General features: G+C 71.4%; 18 protein-coding genes. 7 read left to right on the forward strand and 11 right to left on the reverse strand.

From position 1 onward, the window contains the following. Positions 1 to 181, reverse strand: a 181-nt coding sequence (locus tag ACFP2V_RS14310; RefSeq protein ID WP_381211006.1) for a methylmalonyl-CoA mutase family protein, incomplete at its 3' end; no start/stop codon positions are given. Between the two features lie 449 nt (positions 182 to 630). Here ACFP2V_RS14310 and ACFP2V_RS14315 point away from each other — a divergent pair. Beyond that, positions 631 to 1524, forward strand: a complete 894-nt coding sequence (locus tag ACFP2V_RS14315) for a L,D-transpeptidase family protein (RefSeq protein ID WP_381211457.1) — start codon at positions 631 to 633, stop codon at positions 1522 to 1524. A 220-nt stretch (positions 1525 to 1744) separates the two neighbouring features. Here the strand turns inward: ACFP2V_RS14315 and ACFP2V_RS14320 are convergent, their stop codons facing one another. The 5 genes from ACFP2V_RS14320 to ACFP2V_RS14340 form a co-directional block, all read right to left on the reverse strand. Beyond that, entirely contained in the window at positions 1745 to 2932 is a 1188-nt protein-coding gene (locus ACFP2V_RS14320; RefSeq protein ID WP_381211009.1) for a hypothetical protein, read from the reverse strand. Then, a complete protein-coding gene (locus ACFP2V_RS14325; protein WP_381211012.1) occupies positions 2932 to 3606 on the reverse strand; it encodes an RNA polymerase sigma factor in 675 nt (224 codons plus the stop codon). The genes ACFP2V_RS14320 and ACFP2V_RS14325 overlap by 1 nt, the downstream gene beginning before the upstream one ends. 343 nt (positions 3607 to 3949) lie before the next feature. Further along, a complete protein-coding gene (locus ACFP2V_RS14330) occupies positions 3950 to 4846 on the reverse strand; it encodes a hypothetical protein (protein ID WP_381211015.1) in 897 nt (298 codons plus the stop codon). 181 nt (positions 4847 to 5027) lie between these two features. Continuing rightward, entirely contained in the window at positions 5028 to 5645 is a 618-nt protein-coding gene (locus tag ACFP2V_RS14335) for an RNA polymerase sigma factor (protein ID WP_381211460.1), read from the reverse strand. A 305-nt stretch (positions 5646 to 5950) separates the two neighbouring features. Next, a complete protein-coding gene (locus tag ACFP2V_RS14340) occupies positions 5951 to 6295 on the reverse strand; it encodes a hypothetical protein (RefSeq protein ID WP_381211462.1) in 345 nt (114 codons plus the stop codon). 290 nt (positions 6296 to 6585) lie between these two features. On the opposite strand from ACFP2V_RS14340, the gene ACFP2V_RS14345 reads away from it, so the two are divergent. Next, complete coding sequence (locus tag ACFP2V_RS14345) at positions 6586 to 7080, forward strand: DUF1877 family protein (protein WP_381211018.1); 495 nt, start codon at positions 6586 to 6588, stop codon at positions 7078 to 7080. 43 nt (positions 7081 to 7123) lie between these two features. Here ACFP2V_RS14345 and ACFP2V_RS14350 read toward each other — a convergent pair whose 3' ends face one another. From ACFP2V_RS14350 to ACFP2V_RS14370, 5 genes are all read right to left on the reverse strand, one after another. Next, positions 7124 to 7699 carry a hypothetical protein gene (locus tag ACFP2V_RS14350; RefSeq protein ID WP_381211021.1) on the reverse strand — a complete coding sequence of 192 codons (576 nt, stop codon included), beginning with the start codon at positions 7697 to 7699 and terminating at the stop codon, positions 7124 to 7126. A 106-nt stretch (positions 7700 to 7805) separates the two neighbouring features. Next, a complete protein-coding gene (locus ACFP2V_RS14355) occupies positions 7806 to 8360 on the reverse strand; it encodes a hypothetical protein (RefSeq protein ID WP_381211024.1) in 555 nt (184 codons plus the stop codon). A 105-nt stretch (positions 8361 to 8465) separates the two neighbouring features. Next, positions 8466 to 10040, reverse strand: coding sequence for an IS200/IS605 family accessory protein TnpB-related protein (locus tag ACFP2V_RS14360; protein WP_381211027.1), 1575 nt, complete (start codon positions 10038 to 10040; stop codon positions 8466 to 8468). Between the two features lie 44 nt (positions 10041 to 10084). After that, positions 10085 to 10660, reverse strand: coding sequence for an IS607 family transposase (locus ACFP2V_RS14365; RefSeq protein ID WP_381211029.1), 576 nt, complete (start codon positions 10658 to 10660; stop codon positions 10085 to 10087). 122 nt (positions 10661 to 10782) lie between these two features. After that, positions 10783 to 12381, reverse strand: coding sequence for a beta-N-acetylhexosaminidase (locus tag ACFP2V_RS14370; RefSeq protein WP_381211465.1), 1599 nt, complete (start codon positions 12379 to 12381; stop codon positions 10783 to 10785). A 238-nt stretch (positions 12382 to 12619) separates the two neighbouring features. On the opposite strand from ACFP2V_RS14370, the gene ACFP2V_RS14375 reads away from it, so the two are divergent. The 5 genes from ACFP2V_RS14375 (at position 12620) to ACFP2V_RS14395 (ending at position 16930) form a co-directional block, all read left to right on the forward strand. Then, a complete protein-coding gene (locus ACFP2V_RS14375; RefSeq protein ID WP_381211032.1) occupies positions 12620 to 13222 on the forward strand; it encodes a 2-oxo-4-hydroxy-4-carboxy-5-ureidoimidazoline decarboxylase in 603 nt (200 codons plus the stop codon). Positions 13223 to 13508: 286 nt separating this feature from the next. Beyond that, positions 13509 to 13889, forward strand: coding sequence for a succinate dehydrogenase, cytochrome b556 subunit (sdhC, locus tag ACFP2V_RS14380; protein ID WP_381211034.1), 381 nt, complete (start codon positions 13509 to 13511; stop codon positions 13887 to 13889). Between the two features lie 5 nt (positions 13890 to 13894). After that, positions 13895 to 14377, forward strand: coding sequence for a succinate dehydrogenase hydrophobic membrane anchor subunit (locus tag ACFP2V_RS14385; protein ID WP_381211037.1), 483 nt, complete (start codon positions 13895 to 13897; stop codon positions 14375 to 14377). Positions 14378 to 14396: 19 nt separating this feature from the next. Continuing rightward, complete coding sequence (gene sdhA / locus ACFP2V_RS14390; protein ID WP_381211039.1) at positions 14397 to 16151, forward strand: succinate dehydrogenase flavoprotein subunit; 1755 nt, start codon at positions 14397 to 14399, stop codon at positions 16149 to 16151. Beyond that, positions 16151 to 16930 (forward strand): succinate dehydrogenase iron-sulfur subunit, encoded by a 780-nt coding sequence (locus tag ACFP2V_RS14395; protein WP_381211042.1) that lies wholly within the window; start codon positions 16151 to 16153, stop codon positions 16928 to 16930. The genes sdhA and ACFP2V_RS14395 overlap by 1 nt, the downstream gene beginning before the upstream one ends. The last annotated feature ends 16 nt before the right edge of the window (positions 16931 to 16946 follow it).

The raw sequence follows: 16946 nt of genomic DNA on the forward strand, positions 1-16946 counted from the left end.
GGCGCATCGTCCAGGGGCGACCGGTGTACATCGTCGGGTACACGCCCCGGGTGAACGGGAACGTCCCCGGCTCGCCCAACTGCTCGGCCGGGTTCCAGCCCTCGAGGGCCTCCGGTCCGTAGACCGGTTCGATGGGCAGTCCGCTCTCGGTGGACCGGGCACTGCCCGACTCGCGTGCCATGGTGTGATGCCTCCCGCTGAACAGCGCCGCTCGTTCTGCTCGCCCGTTTACCGTCAGTTGCTCACCGGTCGGTACAGACCGACTACCCGTAGCACGGACCCGACTCTCCGTCGGACTGTAGCCGTGGGCGTGGGACCCGGTGCAGGGGCGCACGCTGGGACCTTCCTCACAGGGCCGGTGGGACCCCGCTCACAGCGCTCGCCTCCGCCGCCGTCCGCCTGTCACTCACCACCATGCCCCCTGGTTCGGGAGCGGTCACGTCGGGGAGCATCTCAGGTGACGGCACGCAGGGACCGGTGAGGCGAGGGGGGGCTCGCGTGCGCACTACGGGCATGGGGACCAGAGCGGCGGGGACCGGGGTCATGGGGACGACGGCGCGGACACCGGCGCGGACTCGGTCGCGGTCGGGCGCGGGTACGGCGACGAGGGCCGTTGCCGCGGGCGTGGCACTGGCCGCGCTGGCCGGGGGCGCGGTGGGCTGCACCGTGCAGCCCGTCGACGCGGACGGCGACGGGCGGTCTCCGGTGCGCATCGAGCTGCCGAGCCGGACGCCGCCGGCGCACCGGCCGCCTTCCGGTACGGACTCCGATTCCGATTCCGGATCCGGCAGCGATTCCGGGGCCGGGGCCGATTCGGGGGCCGGGTCCGGGGCCGACGACGGCAGGAGGGACGAGGGTTCCGACGCCGGTGGCCGCCCGGAGAGCGTGCCGGCGCGGGTGCTGTGGTCCCCCGGTGATTCGGGCCGTGACATCCGTGAGCTCCAGGCCCGGCTGCGGCAGGTCGCCTGGCTGTTCGACGGCCCCACCGGGACGTACGACGGTCCCACGCGGGAGGCCGTCGAGGGGTTCCAGGGCAAGCGCGGGCTGCCGCGGACCGGGCGGACCGACACCGTCACCTGGCAGCGGCTGCTCGGCATGACACACGAGCCGGGCCGGTGGGAGCTGTACCTGATGGGCGGCCAGCCGGCCGCCGCTCCCGACCCGCGCTGCCGGACGGGCCGGGTGCTGTGCATCAGCAAGTCCAGCCGCACCCTGCGCTGGATGATCGACGGACGGACCCTGACGACGCTGCCCGTCCGCTTCGGCTCCGACCCCACACCGACGCGCGACGGTGTCTTCGAGGTCTACTGGAAGTCCCGCGACCATGTGTCCACGCTCTACGACTCGCCGATGCCCTACGCCATGTTCTTCAGTGGCGGCCAAGCCGTGCACTTCTCCGCCGACTTCGCCGCGCGGGGCTACGCCGGTTCCTCGCACGGCTGCGTCAATGTGCGGGACGAGGCGGCCGTCGCCCGGCTGTACGAGCAGGTGCGCAACGGCGACAAGGTCGTCGTCCACTGGTGAGCACCGCGCGGGCGCCTACGGCATCAGAGGGACGAGAAGGGCGCGGGCGGGACCGGGGGAACGTGTCCCGCCCGCGCCGAATGCACGAGCCCCAGGTACGGGGGGAACCCGGCTCCGTGCAAAAGCCGATGACCAGTCGGCTCACTCAGTACTGCGCCCCGGTGGCCGAAAACGTCACACCCGGGGGCACCGAAACGCCGAACGCCCTTAATGTCGCGGTTCAGCCGGAGGCGTCGGCACCCTTGCCGTTGTTGCCGCCGTTGCCCTTGCCGTTTCCGTTGTTGCCGTTTCCGTTGTTGCCGCCGTTGCCCTTGCCCTTGCCGTTGTTGCCGTTTCCGTTGTTGCCGCCGTTGCCCTTGCCGTTGTTGCCGTTTCCGTTGTTGCCGCCGTTCCCGTTCGCCGCGCCCTCGTTGCCGCCGTTGCCGTTGCCGTTGTTGCTCCGGCCGTTGCCGGTGTCGTTGCCGTCGTCCCTCTTCGTCGTAGAGCTGGAGTCAGTGCCGGAGCCCGTGCCCGTGTCGGCTCCGGTGCCGTCGGCGGCCAGGACGTTCTCGCAGTACGGCCCGACCTGGGTGGAGCCGCCCGCCGCGTCCTCCAGCAGGCGCCTGCGGTTGCCCGGGAGCTTGCGACCGTCGCGTAAGGCGCGGCAGGCCGAGGCGATCTGCTTCCCACGGCCGTTGCCGACCGCGAGGTCGCCGGTCTTCGCGCCGGGCTCCGCCGCGCCGCCGTCCTCGTCGGCGCCGGTGCCCGGTCCGTCCTGCCGCCCGGTGTCCCCGCGGATGTCGCCGCCGGCGTCCCCGCCGGCGTCACCGGACGGCTTGCCCGGCTCGCGCCCGGGGGTGGCGCCGCCCAGCGCGTCCTTCTTCGACGGGTGCGGCGGCAGGGGGCGTTCGGGTGGGCCGGTGGCGGTGGCCGTGGCCGTGGCGGCGGGGCCGAAGACTCCGGACGGTGTCGGCAGCACTCCGGTACCGACCAGGACCGCGGCACCGCCGACCATGCCCACGGTCAGCGCGGCAGCCAGCCCGAAGCGCACGGGGCGAGCCCAGCGGGGCACCCGCTCGGCTCCGGGTCGGTCCGCGGACGGAGCGCCGATCCTGACCAACCCGACGTCAGGGCCCTGGCCCTGGGCGGCCCCGGTCCGGTGCGCGACGGGTACGGCGGACACGTCGGGCACCGCCTCGGCGGCCTGGCCCGCCCGCTCCTCGCGGACCTTGCGGAAAGCGGCCAGCGCGGCAGCCTCACCGGGGAGTTCCCCGCCGGCCGACGGGGGTGGGGCGGACAGCGCGCCGAGTGCGCTCAAGAGCCGTTCGGCCTGATCGCGGTCGGCCGGGTCGGCAGCTTCGGGTGACTCTCCGCTCAGCAGTCGCTCCGCCGTTTCGCGGTTCAGCCACCTGTACTGCTCGTCGGCCATCACATGTCCTTCTGCGTCCGCGCTCGCATATGCGTCACACTCGCGGACGTCACCGCAGGGCGGCGTGGTTCTCTCTGGGGCGGGAGGGCGTCGAGCGCCTCTGCGGATTCCGGATGTGCCTCCGGATCGCCGTCGAGTATCTCAGCCAGCCGTCTCAGGCCCCGGTGCGCGGCCGTGCGGACGGCGCCCGGCCGTTTGCCCAGCGTCTCGGCGGCGGTCCTCGCGTCGAGGCCCACGACCACCCGCAGGACGACGGCCTCGGCCTGGTCCTGCGGCAGCCGCGAGATGAGGGCGAAGGCACCGTCGGTGGCCATCGCCTCGATGGCCTGGTCGGCGGTGTCGGACTCGGCGGGCCGCCCGGTCAGTTCGGTCTCGTCGCCGCCGATCGCGGGGCGGCGCCCGCGCATGCGGATGTGGTCGAGGGCGCGGTTGCGGGCGATCCGGGCGGCCCAGCCGCGGAACCGGTCCGCGTCACCGCTGAACCGCTGCAGGTCCCGGGCTATCTGCAGCCACGCCTCGGACGTCACGTCCTCGGCGTCGGGTTCGCCCACCAGCGTGCGTACGTACCCCAGCAGCCGCGGGTGCACGGTCCGGTACACCGCCCGGAACGCGGTCTCGTCCCCGTCCTGCGCAGCCCCCACCGCGGCCGTCAGCTCCGCGTCGTCCCCCAGCACCGCGCACCCTCTTTGCGCCTAAGCCGGCGCCGCTCTCGCGGACCGGGTTCTCGCCGTCGTGGTTCCTCAATTGATGGTTGCGGTCTCTGGCTGCGGGTGGGTCGTGGTCATGTGTCCGTCGCAGCCTGGCGCGAAAGGCACGTTACGACCTCAAACCTCTCCCCGTCCATGTCCGTCCGCGATCCCGTGCACGATTCAACGAACTTGTGACCGCACGGTGTGACAGAAAACGCACTCATGGCGCTGTAGGAGTTACGGGCCGCCGCGCGGTCCGTGCCGCGCGACGGCCGGGGCCTCTCCTGTGGGGGGTGGCGGCCCCGGCCGTTGCCCTGGCAGGCGTGGGCTACGGCTTCTTTTCGCCACCCGGCCGGGCGGACGCACCCTGACGATCGCTCGCACCGTGGTCCGAGCCACCGAGGCCGTTGCCGGAGTTGCCCGCGTCGCCGGGCCGGCTCCTCGGCGCACCGGTGCCACCGGGCTCCGCCTCGCCCGTCGCCGACCGCGACTGCCCGGCGCAGTGGGCGTCGACGTTCGCCGCGCCGCCCGCCGCTTCGACGAGCCGCTTCCAGGCGGCCGATTCGAGCGCCTTGCCGCGCCCCTCGACCTTCTCGTACGCGCGGCAGTGGGCCTCGGTATCCTTGGCCCGGAGCGCGCGCTCCGGGGTGGCGGGGCCGGAACCCGCGTCCGGGCCGGCGTCCGGGCCCGCGTCCGGGCCGGCGGCGGCGGGGGGCCGGCCCGCGGACGGGTCCTCGGACAGGTCCTCGGACGGGACGGAGGTGACCGCCGGTGCCGGCGGTCGGGCCCCGCCCTCCCGGGAACCGTCCGTCGCCCTCCCGGCCGCACCGATCCCCGCTACGGCGACCCCGCCCAGGCTGAGGCCGACGACCAGGACGGAGAGGGTGGCCTTCACCGAGAAACGGCCGAGGCGCGGCTCCCGGGGGCGCCAGTCGTCGCGGCGCCGGGTGCGGGTGCGATGCGCGCCCGCCTCCCGCGCCTCCCGGAACGCGGCCACGGCCCGCTGTTCGGACCCGGCGTCGACACCGTCCCGGATCAGGGCTTCGGCGAGCAGGGACTCGATGCCGAGGGCGCCGGGGCCGACGGCGTCACGGGCAGGATGCCGAACGGAGCCGGAGGCGGAACCGGGGCGGCCCTGTCGGTCCGTGCGGTGGCCCTGCGACGTGGCCTCAGGGCGCACACGCCGACGGCCGGGTGTCCCGCCGTCGCTCCTCCGTTCACCCATGTCCGCATCCGTCCCCGTTCAACCCGTTCAACCCGTTCGGTCCACTCGGTCCGTTCGCCCGGCCGGGCGGTGTCGTCCGACCGACGCATACGTTCCGCACGTCCGGCTTGTTCAGACCGCCGAACCGGCCGTGCGTCACGAAGTGGCCCCGTCCGCCGTCACGCGCCGTCCCGGTCACCGGTCACTTCGACTCACCCAGCGTCCGGGAGGCCGCATCCGTCACACTTTCGCCGCCCACCTGCCTGGCCAGGCGTTTCAGACCCCGGTACGCGGCCATCCGTACCGCGCCCGGCCGCTTGCCGAGAACGCGGGCGGCGGCGGGGCCGTCGAGGCCGACGACCACGCGCAGCAGGACGGCCTCGGCCTGGTCCCGGGGCAGCCCGGCGACCAGTTCCAGGGCGCGCTCGGTGGAGATGGCCTCCAGCGCCTGGTCGTGCGTGCTCTGCGGGCCGGGGAGGTCCAGCACGTCCTGTTCCAGCGCCGAGGGCCGTGGCCGCGCCCGTTGCCGGCGCAGGTGGTCCAGTGCCCGGTGCCGGGCGATGGTCGCCGTCCAGCCCCGGAACCCCGCTCCGTCGCCCTTGAACCGGCCGAGGTCACGGGCTATCTCCAGCCAGGCGTCCGAGGTCACGTCCTCCGCGTCGTCGCCGACCAGTCCGCGCACGTAGCCGAGGAGTCTGGGCTGCACGAGCCGGTAGGCCACGGCGAAGGCGGCCTCGTCACCGTCCTGGGCCCGCGCGACGGCCGCGCCCAGTTCCCCGTCGTGCGCCTGTGCGCGGCGGGGTTGCCCTCCCTTGCCCAAGAACTGTCCTCGTCCGTACCGGTCCGTACCGCAGCCGTCCGGCGCGCCACGTCGGGTCGTGCCCACGGCCCCACGGTCATCAGCGTCCGGCGCCACGAAAATGTCACAGCTCGTCAGCTGCCCCGTGCGTCCCGCCGACCGGCCGGCGGAGCCGAGTCCGGCAGGGCGAGTCGGCCACCGGACGGTCGGGCGATGAACCCGGACACCCCGAGGGGCGCCCGTCAGGGCCAGGCCCTGACGCCGTAACCAGCACGGAGACCGGCACGCCCCACGGCCGAGGCATGCCGGCGGTGACGCCCGTCACCTCAGCGGTCCCCGCTCGACGCGTCCCGGCACAGCAGGCGCAGGGATCCCTCGGCCGTGTAGCAGCGGCGGGCCTCCTCCATCGGGTCCCAGAGGCGGCCGTCGGGGGTACGGACCCAGCGCTCGCCGCCCGAGGCCCACCACTCGCCACCGGACTGACGCACGATCACCTCACCGGCGTAGGCGCCGAACCCGCGCAGCACCGTCTCCATGGCGGCGTACGGGGCCGACTCCCCGCGTATGTCCTCGATGGCGCGGTCGACGCTCCACAGACTGCGCGCCGAGTAGTCGAGGCGCAGCCGCGCCCCTTCGCGCATCGCCGTCACGGTGTCCGCCGCCCACCGCACGGGCTTGGCCGCGGCCGAGGGCCGGGGCTCCTGCTGTGTCGCCGCGGTCGTCGCGGTCGTCGCGGTCTCAGTCGCCGTAGTTGTCGCAGTCGTCACACTCGATAGAGCGCTCCGGCCCGCGGTTTCGTCACCCGGATGTGCGCGGTCGCGGGCAACCGGCGCAGAACCGCCCCGGCTCCGCCACGGCGCGCTCACAGGAGCGGCCGTTCCCGCGGGCGTCCGGCCCGGCGGGCGACAGGGCGATCGACGTCGGGGTGACGGATCGGGGCCCGGCTGCGCTCATGTCTTCGATGAGTACGTACTTCCACTTCCGCGCCGTGCCGCCCCCGGCCCTGCGCAACAGCCCTGTCTGGCTGCTGCGGCTGTTCGAGGACGACTGGGGCACCGTGCGCGAACGCATCGGCCGGCACCGCGAGGAGGTCCTCGACAAGGGCTACCTCGACCACGAGTTCCTCTACGCGGGCGTCCCCTCGCCGCACGCACCGGACGGACCGCCCGCGCACGTCGTGCTCGGTGGCCGGCCGGTCTCCCCGCCCGGTCCTGACCGGCCGCCGTTCCTGTTGCTCACCGCGGCACAGGCCGGCCGCGTCGCCGGCTTCCTGAAGAACGCCGACTTCGACGCGCTGTGGCAGCGGGCCCGTGCCCGGATCGTCCCGCGCTACGGCGGCCCGGGCATGGAGCAGCAAGCACGCGGCGTCTTCGCGGCGGCCCACCGCGACCTGACCGCGTTCTACGCGCGCACGGCGCAGCGGCACGAGGCGGTGGTGAAGTGGTTACTCCTATGAACCGGCGGCGGCCGTCCCGCCCCGGTCACTCGCCCCGCCCCGGTCAGCCCTCCCTGCGGTTCCGGCGGGAGAGGGCCGCGACCAGGACGCGCCGGCCCTCCGTCGAGACCTCCAGCGCGCGCCGCAGCCCGGCCGGGCCGTGACCGGCCAGAACCTCCAGGACGGTGATCTGGCGGCGCAGTTCGGCGGCGCAGAGCGGTGACAGTGGCAGATCTTCCGTACGGCCCTCGCGGGCTGCCTCGACCGCGTCCGTCACGTCCTCGGCGGGATCGGCGCCGTCCAGGATGCGGTGGACCCGCAGCGCGGCGACCGAGCAGGCGTGGGCCCACACGCGCAGTGCGGCGGTGGAGCGCTCCGCCGGAGCGGTGGTGAGCATCCGGTGCGCGAGCGCCGTCGCCTCGACTCCGTGCGCGCCGTCCGCTGCGGCGAGCTTGCCGCGGGTCTGCTCCAGCCGCTCGGCCCATTCCTCGGCGGCGGCATCCTCGGCGAGGCTCCCCCACAGGGGGCGCAGCGTCTCGTCGCCACCGCCCAGCAACGGCATGCAGCGATCCAAACAAGCCATCCCACTCGCGGCCAGCCCTCGCTCGTCGGCCTGCGCGATCAGTTCCACCAGGCTCATCCACGTCTCCTCAGCGGGTCTTCACAGGCCTCTGAAGAGGCTCTTCATGGACCTCACCGGTACGGAGGCCGCACTTTCCCTTACTGCGTGCGACGGCCCAGGAATGTCACAGAGGGACGATTCCCAGCCGGTCGAGCAATCTGAGGAATAAGTTTTCGGCCAGGGGATCGGGGTCGGCGGTCAGCACCTCGACCAGTTCCTCCACGGACACGGTGTGTCCGGCCTCGGCGGCCCACTCGACGGCCCGGTCGGCGGCGTCACGCGGCTCCAGGAAGTAGTCCTCCAGCGTGAGCCCGTCCCGCACCACGCCCTCCGCGCCCTCGACGCCGTCCGCCCCGCCGGTGCCGCCCGCCGGGGCGCCGAGGTAGTCCGCCATCGCGGACCGCGCCAGGCAGGTCGTCCAGGCGCCGCTCTGAAGTGCCGCCGCCTCCACCACCACGCAGTCGCTGTTCATCACGTAGCCGAACAGCGCGGGTGCGCCGGTCTCCTCGGCGAGGTCGTTCATGTTCCCTATGCCGCCGTCGCCGCTCGGGTACTCCCAGACCTGCCATCCGCCCGGGGCCGACGTGCGCAGGGTCATCCCCCGGGCACCGGCCAGCGCGTCCCGTTCGGCAAGCGGCCGCTCGTCACGGCCCACGACGAAATACCCCCAGTAGCCCATGTGCCGGCATCCCCCCCGGTGTATCGGTTTCGGCTCGTCAGAAGACCACCACAGTCGTACGGGGGTTCGCAGGAATATGCCGTGATCCATCCCGCGAAACCGTTCCTAATCAGTGAGCAGGAGTGAGTCTTGGACCCATATCCGGTCACTGCGGACACCCCGAACGGTTTTGGATGTCCTGGTCGCCCGCGTTCTCGCCGCGTCCGGCGGCACGGATCGTGTCCGTGGTCCGGGAGTGCGGGGGCGGGGTCCCTCACCCCCAGGGACCGCCGGTCGGGCCTGGACGGTCCGATGCCCGTGCGCATCGCTCTGGTGTGCACGGGGCGGTGTCGTCCGTCGCCGGATCGGATGTCCTTGGGCGCGTCGCCCGATCGCGATGCTCGCGGCATCGTGCCGGGTGGTCTTACGAGTGGGGGTGGCCATCGGCTTCTGCCAGTGCTGGGCGCCCCACTTGCTGGTGTACGCCGGGTCCACGGCGATGATCGCGATACCTGTGGCGTCGGCCATGGAGGCCAGCCGGGCGCGGAGCCTGCCGGTGGGTATGCCGGAGATCATCTGTCTGAAGCGGCGTCGGCGGCCGTGCTTCTCGCGGGTCTTCTCCGCCGTGAAGTCGAGGTCTTCGACTGCGATGGCTGTGACGCCGCAGGACCTGGCCCAGTTCAGCAGCCGCGACAGGGCGTGCCGCACCTGGGCGTCACGATGGTCCGCGCTGCCGGACAGCTCGTAGTCGAACCGGCGGGGACGGCCGATCGGGTTCCCATGGGCATCGAGGCGCCACGCGGCCAGGTGATCGGCGTTGGTGTCCACACCGATCACGCCGTGGGCGAGGGCTGCTTCCATCGGGACGGTCTTCGTCGGCGGGATCTGCCAGGAGGCCGTCACATACCAGCGCCCACGCCGCACGTCGTAGTGGATGCGGTAGGCGGCCGCCCGGTTGGCTTCCACACGGTCGGCCCACTCCTCGCCCCGGTGAGAAAAGCGCACCTTCGCGGCGAGTACGTACCGGCCGTGCCTGGCATTCGCCAGGTCGGCGAGCGGGGCCGGGAGCCTGATCGACACTTCGCCGTCGGGCGAGATACGGATCGTCTCGTTCCCGAACCTTTTGCCGGACTCCCCGTCAGCGGCGAGGAACCAGCGCTCCGCCTCCCAGCGTTCGCGCCATTCGGTCCCGGTGAGCTGCGCCTCGTCGAGGTGGTGGCGGGTGCCCAGCAGGCGTTTACCGCCCCGCGTCACGTGTACGACGCCGTTGTCACGGTCGGCGCGGACCTTGTCGAGTCGGTCTTCGAGGACATGAAGGCGGCGCGTCTTGTGAAACCATTCGTGGGCGGAGCGGTAGCCGCCCGGAGCGCGTTTGCCGCCCTTCTCGCCGACCGGGAGCGACAGGCGGTGCCGGATCGTCCGGACGTCGGCTTCGAGAGACTGAAGGTGCGCTGTCTGTCCGCGCCGGGCCAGTGCCCATTGGTCGTGTGTGGCCTTGGTGATACTTCCCGCCCACCGCGAGGACGACTGGGCCGTCAGCTCCCGCTTCCGCGCCGCCCATGTGTCGGTGGAGTGTTCAAGTCCGTCCATGCAGCGGGCTTTGAGGTCTTTCGACGCGAGCGATCCGAGGTGCACGCCCACCAGCCTGAGCACCTTCTCGTCCTCGGGCGTGAGGTCCTTGAGGCGGGTGCGTACCGCCACACCGGACGCGCCGAGAGCGACGAACGGCGCGTCCGGTGCGGCGGTCAGCCATGTTCGGCGGCTTCCAGTGCCTTGCGGGCGCGGTTCTTCGCCGACCTGCGCCCGTACAGGCGGGCGCAGAACGAGGTCAGCACCTCCACCATGTCCCGCACCAGGTCGTCTTCGACCTCGCCGTCGTCCAGCACCAGCAGGCGACGGCCCGTCGCGGACAAGGCGGCCTCGACAAGCTCGATGTTCATCCGGCCGAGCCGGTCCTTGTGCTCGACCACCACGCAGGTCACGTGCGGATCGGCCAGCAGACGCCGGGCCTTGGAACGGCATCCGCCCATCCCTGAGGCGATCTCCGCCTCCACGCGAACGACCCGGTGACCGGCCTTCGCCGCCCACGCCGACAGCCGAGCCACCTGGCGTTCCAGATCGGTTCTCTGACCGTGCGAGGAGACGCGGGCATACAGGCCCAGACCGCCGACGGCCTCGGGTGTGGCGTTCGCGTCGATGGTCACCAGGATCGTGCGCGGCCCGACCCGCTGAGCTTGTACCGGCAATGTTCCCTCACGGAACCAGCGATACGCGGTCTGCGGATGCACGCCCTGCGTCTTCGCCCATTCCGTCAGATTCACGCTCTGACAACGACACTCACGCACACACGGTTACGCTCACTTAACCGACTTCGAGGACCAGCAGGTAAAGACCCCTCCGGAACCCACCGGAACCAACCGAAACCCACCCCACCCGGTCCGGCTCAGTCCACCTCGTCCGCCAGGCTCCGGAACTCCGCCCAGGACAGTGCCGGTTCGGCCGGGTCCCAGAGCTTCTGCACGGTCGCCCGCAGCGGCATCCTGATCCCGGCCGCGACCTGGGCCTCACTCTGCGAACCGGACAGGTCGCACCAGATGGCGAAGGACCCGCCGAGGATCTGACCGTCGTACCGGGAGGGCACGGCGGTGGTGCCGCGCAGCACGCGCGGCGTCCACTGCTCGTAGATCCGCTCCCCCGTGGGGTAGACGAAGTCGTTCGGCTCACCCAACACGTAGTAGAGGAACTCGTCGTTGTAGTTGAGGACCTCGCGGCCCTCGCTCAGATAGTTCGCCGGCTGCCGGGCGCCGATCTCCTTGCCGGTCCAGTAGGCGACCTGGATGTCCTTCGCGGCCCGCACCGAACCGTCCTCGAAGAAGCCGTCGTTCCAGGCGCGGAGCGTGCGTTCGTGGGCGCGGACGGTGTCGGCGCGGTCGTTGAGCCAGCTCGTGGCCAGGTCCTCGATGGTGGCGCCGGAGCCGTGCTCCTTCCGCGCGGCGGCGGCAAGTCCCGGGAACGACACCTCGGGGTCGGGCACCACCAGTGCCTGGTACTCGTCGGCGCCGAGGTGCCACTGCGAGCCGGGGAACAGCTCCGCGTACTCGTTCAGCAGGTCGTCGACGATCTCGGCGGACTTCGGATCGGAGATGTCGATCGCGCCGCGCACCGCCCCGCCGCCCGCGTTGCGCAACTGGAGGCCGGGGTGGGCGGCGATGACCGCACCGAGGTGTCCGGGCGAGTCGATCTCGGGCACGACGGTGATGTGCCGGCTCGCGGCGAGGTCGACGATCCGCTTGACCTGTGCCTTGGTCAGGTGCTGGTCGGACACGATCTCCGGGTGCGATTCGGACGCGATCCGGAAGCCCTGGTCGTCGGAGAAGTGCAGACCCAGTTCGTTGAACTTCAGGTCGCCGAGCTCACGGACCCGGTCCTCGATCCAGTCGGCGGTGAAGTACTTGCGCGCGATGTCCAGCATCATCCCGCGCCGCTGCTTGGCGGGCTCGTCGCGCACGACCCCCTCGGGGGCGGTCTTCGCGCCGCGGATCTGCTGCTTGAGGGTGCGGGTGCCGTAGAAGACGCCCGCCTCGGAGGGAGCGCTGACGGTCACCCGCCCGCCCCGCACGGTCATCGTGTACGACTCGGGGTTCGCGCCCTTGCCCTTGTTCAGCTCCAGGCGCAGGTCCCCGGCCCGCTCGTCGTTCTTCTCCCCCGCGTACGTCAGGCCCAGCTCGCCGGCTACGAGGCGGCCCTCGTCCGCCAGCGCCGGATCGCCGACAACCACCCGGTGGCCGCGCTCGGGCCGCCAGCCGGGGCCGCGCTCGGCACTGTGGTCACGGACGGCGGGGATGGTCCGGGGCGCCTGGGACAAGGGGTAGGAACGGGTGGGGCTCGGCTCGGACTCCCCGGCCGGCGGCGAACCCGCCGTGCCTCCGGAGCGGGAGGCGGCGGAACCGGCCGGACCGCCGTCGTCCGACGTCGCCCAGAGGCCGATGCCCACGCCGGACGCCGCGACCACCACTCCCGCCGCGAGGGCCACGACCAGCATCCGCCGCTGCCTCACCTGGTGCGCGGACGGACGACGCCTGTGCTGCCTGTGCTGACTCACACGCCCAACCTACGGCCCATCCGGATGACGGACGTCGATGAGCTGTTCCGAAACTCTCCCGTCCGGGTGAATCTCGACTATCGATCGGACACGTCATGGACTCACTCGATAACGTGTCGGCACAACTCTCACACCATCTGCCACTCAACCCCACTCCTTTCCCCACATCGACACACACGTGACGCCCCGAGGACCCACGCTGCCTGCGCACCGTCTCCCGCATCTCCCCGACCGTGTCGCCATACCCGGACAGTCGCGCGGCACCCCCGGAGCACCCGGGGCGCCCGACGCCCCCGGCGCCCCGTCCGGACTGGACCACTTCAACGCCGCGCCCACCGAGGACGCCGAGAGCGCCCTGCTGGCCTGCCTGCACAGTCCTCGCTGGGCCGCGCGCGTCGCGACCCACCGCCCGTATCCGGACCTGGAAGCCCTCCTGGCGGCGGCGGACGAGGCGGCCTACGACCTGCCCCGCGCGGACCGCGCCGACGCGCTGGCCGCGGAAGCCCTCCCCGGTCTCCCGGCGGACGCCTACTCCGCCGCCCATACGGCCCTGAACGCGGCCGACGCGGCCTACCAGAGCCGTTTCGGACATCCGTTCGTCATTTGCGTCGACGGTCTGAAGCCGGACGAGGTCCTGGACCACGTACTCGAAGGCATCCGGTCACGATTGGCCAACGATCCCGAGGAGGAGCGCCTGGTGGCGGCGGAGGAACTCCGGCGCCTGGCCCGGGGTCGCCTGGCCGCCCTCCTCACGAACGACGGACCGCCGACGGGCCACTGACAGGCCGCGACACCCGCCCGGAGGCGACAGCCAAGCCCCCATCAAGCCGCATCAAGCCGCCCAAAGCCCCCCTCGGCGGCACCTCGGAACCCGTCCCCGCACCCGTCCCGCGGCCCGCCCCTCTAGCCCGTAAGCGTGCCAGTTCGAGCACAGCGGCAGGGCCCCTGTCCGCCACGCGGCCATACGTGGCTACGATGCTGGGGGCCGGTGGACCGTACCCGGCCGGGCCCGACCGACCCGGAGAAAGCCGGCGCGGCCCCAACCCCCGCTCCCGGAGGAAAATTCCGTGCCGGCTGGAACGCTGTACCGCGGCCGGGAAGGAATGTGGTCCTGGGTGGCTCATCGAGTCACCGGCGTCCTCATCTTCTTCTTCCTGTTCGTCCACGTGCTGGACACCGCCCTCGTGCGAGTGTCCCCGGAGGCCTACGACACCGTCGTGGCCACGTACAAGACGCCGATCGTCGCGCTGCTGGAGTACGGCCTCGTCGCCGCCATCCTCTTCCACGCGCTCAACGGCCTGCGTGTCATCGCCGTCGACTTCTGGGTCCAGGGCGCCCGGTACCAGAAGCAGATGCTCTGGACCGTCGTCGCCGTGTGGGTCGTGCTGATGCTCGGGGCGCTCTACCCCGTGCTCGGCCACGCCGCTCGTGAACTGTTCGGGAGCTGACGCCAATGTCCACGACTGAATCCACCGCTTCGGGCATCGGCCCCGTCGAGGGCGCGTCGCTCTACTCGGTCGACAACCCGGCGCCGGTCATCGAGCCCCCGCGCCAGCGGACCAAGAAGTCCCCGAAGACCACCCGGGGCAACTTCGAGATGGCCGCCTGGCTGTTCATGCGCCTGTCCGGCGTCGTCCTGGTCGTCCTGGTCATCGGGCACCTGCTGATCCAGCTCGTGCTGGACGGCGGCGTCTCCAAGATCGGCTTCGCCTTCGTGGCGGGCCGCTGGGCCTCGCCGTTCTGGCAGGTCTGGGACCTGCTGATGCTCTGGCTCGCGATGCTGCACGGCGCGAACGGCCTGCGCACGGTCATCAACGACTACGCGGAACGCGCGAACACCCGGCTGTGGCTCAAGGGCCTGCTCTACACCGCCACGGTGTTCACCATCCTGCTGGGCACGCTGGTGATCTTCACCTTCGACCCGAACATCCGCTAGGCACGGGGCTGCGAGAATCATGAAGATCCACAAGTACGACACCGTCATCGTCGGCGCCGGTGGCGCGGGCATGCGCGCGGCCATCGAGTCGACGAAGCGCAGCCGTACCGCCGTCCTGACCAAGCTCTACCCCACCCGCTCCCACACGGGCGCCGCGCAGGGCGGCATGGCCGCCGCGCTGGCCAACGTGGAGGAGGACAACTGGGAGTGGCACACCTTCGACACGGTCAAGGGCGGTGACTACCTGGTCGACCAGGACGCCGCCGAGATCCTGGCGAAGGAGGCCATCGACTCCGTTCTCGACCTGGAGAAGATGGGCCTGCCGTTCAACCGCACCCCGGACGGCACCATCGACCAGCGCCGCTTCGGCGGCCACAGCCGCAACCACGGCGAGGCCCCGGTCCGCCGCTCCTGCTACGCGGCCGACCGCACCGGTCACATGATCCTCCAGACGCTGTACCAGAACTGCGTCAAGGAGGGCGTGGAGTTCTTCAACGAGTTCTACGTCCTGGACCAGCTGATCACCGAGGTCGACGGCGTCAAGAAGTCGGCCGGTGTGGTGGCGTACGAGCTGGCCACCGGCGAGATCCACGTCTTCCAGGCGAAGTCCGTGATCTACGCCTCCGGGGGTACCGGCAAGTTCTTCCGGGTGACGTCCAACGCGCACACCCTGACCGGTGACGGCCAGGCGGCCGTGTACCGGCGCGGGCTGCCGCTGGAGGACATGGAGTTCTTCCAGTTCCACCCGACCGGCATCTGGCGCATGGGCATCCTGCTGACGGAGGGCGCCCGCGGTGAGGGCGGCATCCTGCGCAACAAGGACGGCGAGCGCTTCATGGAGAAGTACGCGCCGGTCATGAAGGACCTCGCCTCGCGCGACGTCGTGTCCCGGTCCATCTACACGGAGATCCGTGAGGGCCGCGGCTGCGGCCCCGAGGGCGACCACGTCTACCTGGACCTCACCCACCTCCCGCCGGAGCAGCTGGACGCCAAGCTGCCCGACATCACGGAGTTCGCGCGGACCTACCTGGGCATCGAGCCGTACACGGACCCGATCCCGATCCAGCCGACCGCGCACTACGCCATGGGCGGCATCCCGACGAACGTCCAGGGCGAGGTGCTGGCGGACAACACCACCGTCGTCCCCGGCCTGTACGCGGCGGGCGAGGTCGCCTGTGTGTCGGTGCACGGCGCCAACCGGCTGGGCACCAACTCGCTGCTGGACATCAACGTGTTCGGCAAGCGGGCCGGCATCGCGGCCGCCGAGTACGCGCACACCGTCGACTTCGTCGAGCTGCCGGAGAACCCGGAGTCCTTCGTCGTCGGGCAGATCGAGCGGCTGCGGTCCTCCACCGGCACCGAGCGGGTGGCCGAGATCCGCCGCGAGCTGCAGGACACCATGGACGCCAACGTCATGGTGTTCCGCACCGAGCAGACGATCAAGACGGCGGTCGAGAAGATCGCGGAGCTGCGCGAGCGCTACCTGAACGTCTCCATCCAGGACAAGGGCAAGCGGTTCAACACCGACCTGCTGGAGGCGATCGAGCTGGGCAACCTGCTCGATCTGGCCGAGGTCATGGCCACGTCCGCGCTCGCTCGCAAGGAGTCCCGCGGCGGCCACTACCGCGAGGACTACCCGAACCGGGACGACGTCAACTTCATGCGCCACACCATGGCGTACCGCGAGGTGGGCGACGACGGCGCCGAGTCGATCCGGCTCGACTACAAGCCGGTCGTCCAGACCCGCTACCAGCCGATGGAGCGTAAGTACTGATGGCTACCCCTGTTATGGACAAGGCGGAAGCGGCCGGATCGCCCGAGCCCGGCTTCGGCGACTCCCCGTACATCACCGCGACCTTCCGGATCCGCCGGTTCAACCCGGAGGTCTCCGACGAGGCGGTCTGGGAAGACTTCCAGCTGGAGATCGACCCCAAGGAGCGTGTCCTCGACGCGCTGCACAAGATCAAGTGGGATCAGGACGGCACGCTGACCTTCCGCCGTTCCTGCGCCCACGGCATCTGCGGCTCCGACGCCATGCGGATCAACGGCAGGAACCGCCTGGCGTGCAAGACGCTGATCAAGGACCTCAACCCCGAGAAGCCGATCACGATCGAGGCCATCAAGGGCCTCACGGTCCTCAAGGACCTGGTCGTGGACATGGAGCCGTTCTTCCAGGCGTACCGGGACGTGATGCCCTTCCTGATCACGAAGGAGACCAACGAGCCGACGCGCGAGCGGCTGCAGTCCGCCGAGGACCGCGAGCGCTTCGACGACACGACGAAGTGCATCCTGTGCGCCGCCTGCACGTCCTCGTGCCCGGTGTTCTGGAACGACGGCCAGTACTTCGGCCCGGCCGCCATCGTCAACGCGCACCGGTTCATCTTCGACTCGCGTGACGAGGCCGGTGAGCAGCGCCTGGAGATCCTCAACGACCGTGACGGCGTGTGGCGTTGCCGTACGACCTTCAACTGCACGGACGCGTGCCCGCGCGGCATCGAGGTCACCAAGGCGATCGCGGAAGTGAAGCGGGCGCTCATCACCCGCCGCTTCTGACGCCTTTCCCCGCACA

Source organism: Streptomyces incanus (assembly GCF_042656345.1).
In the GTDB taxonomy this organism is placed as follows: Bacteria; Actinomycetota; Actinomycetes; order Streptomycetales; family Streptomycetaceae; genus Streptomyces; species Streptomyces incanus.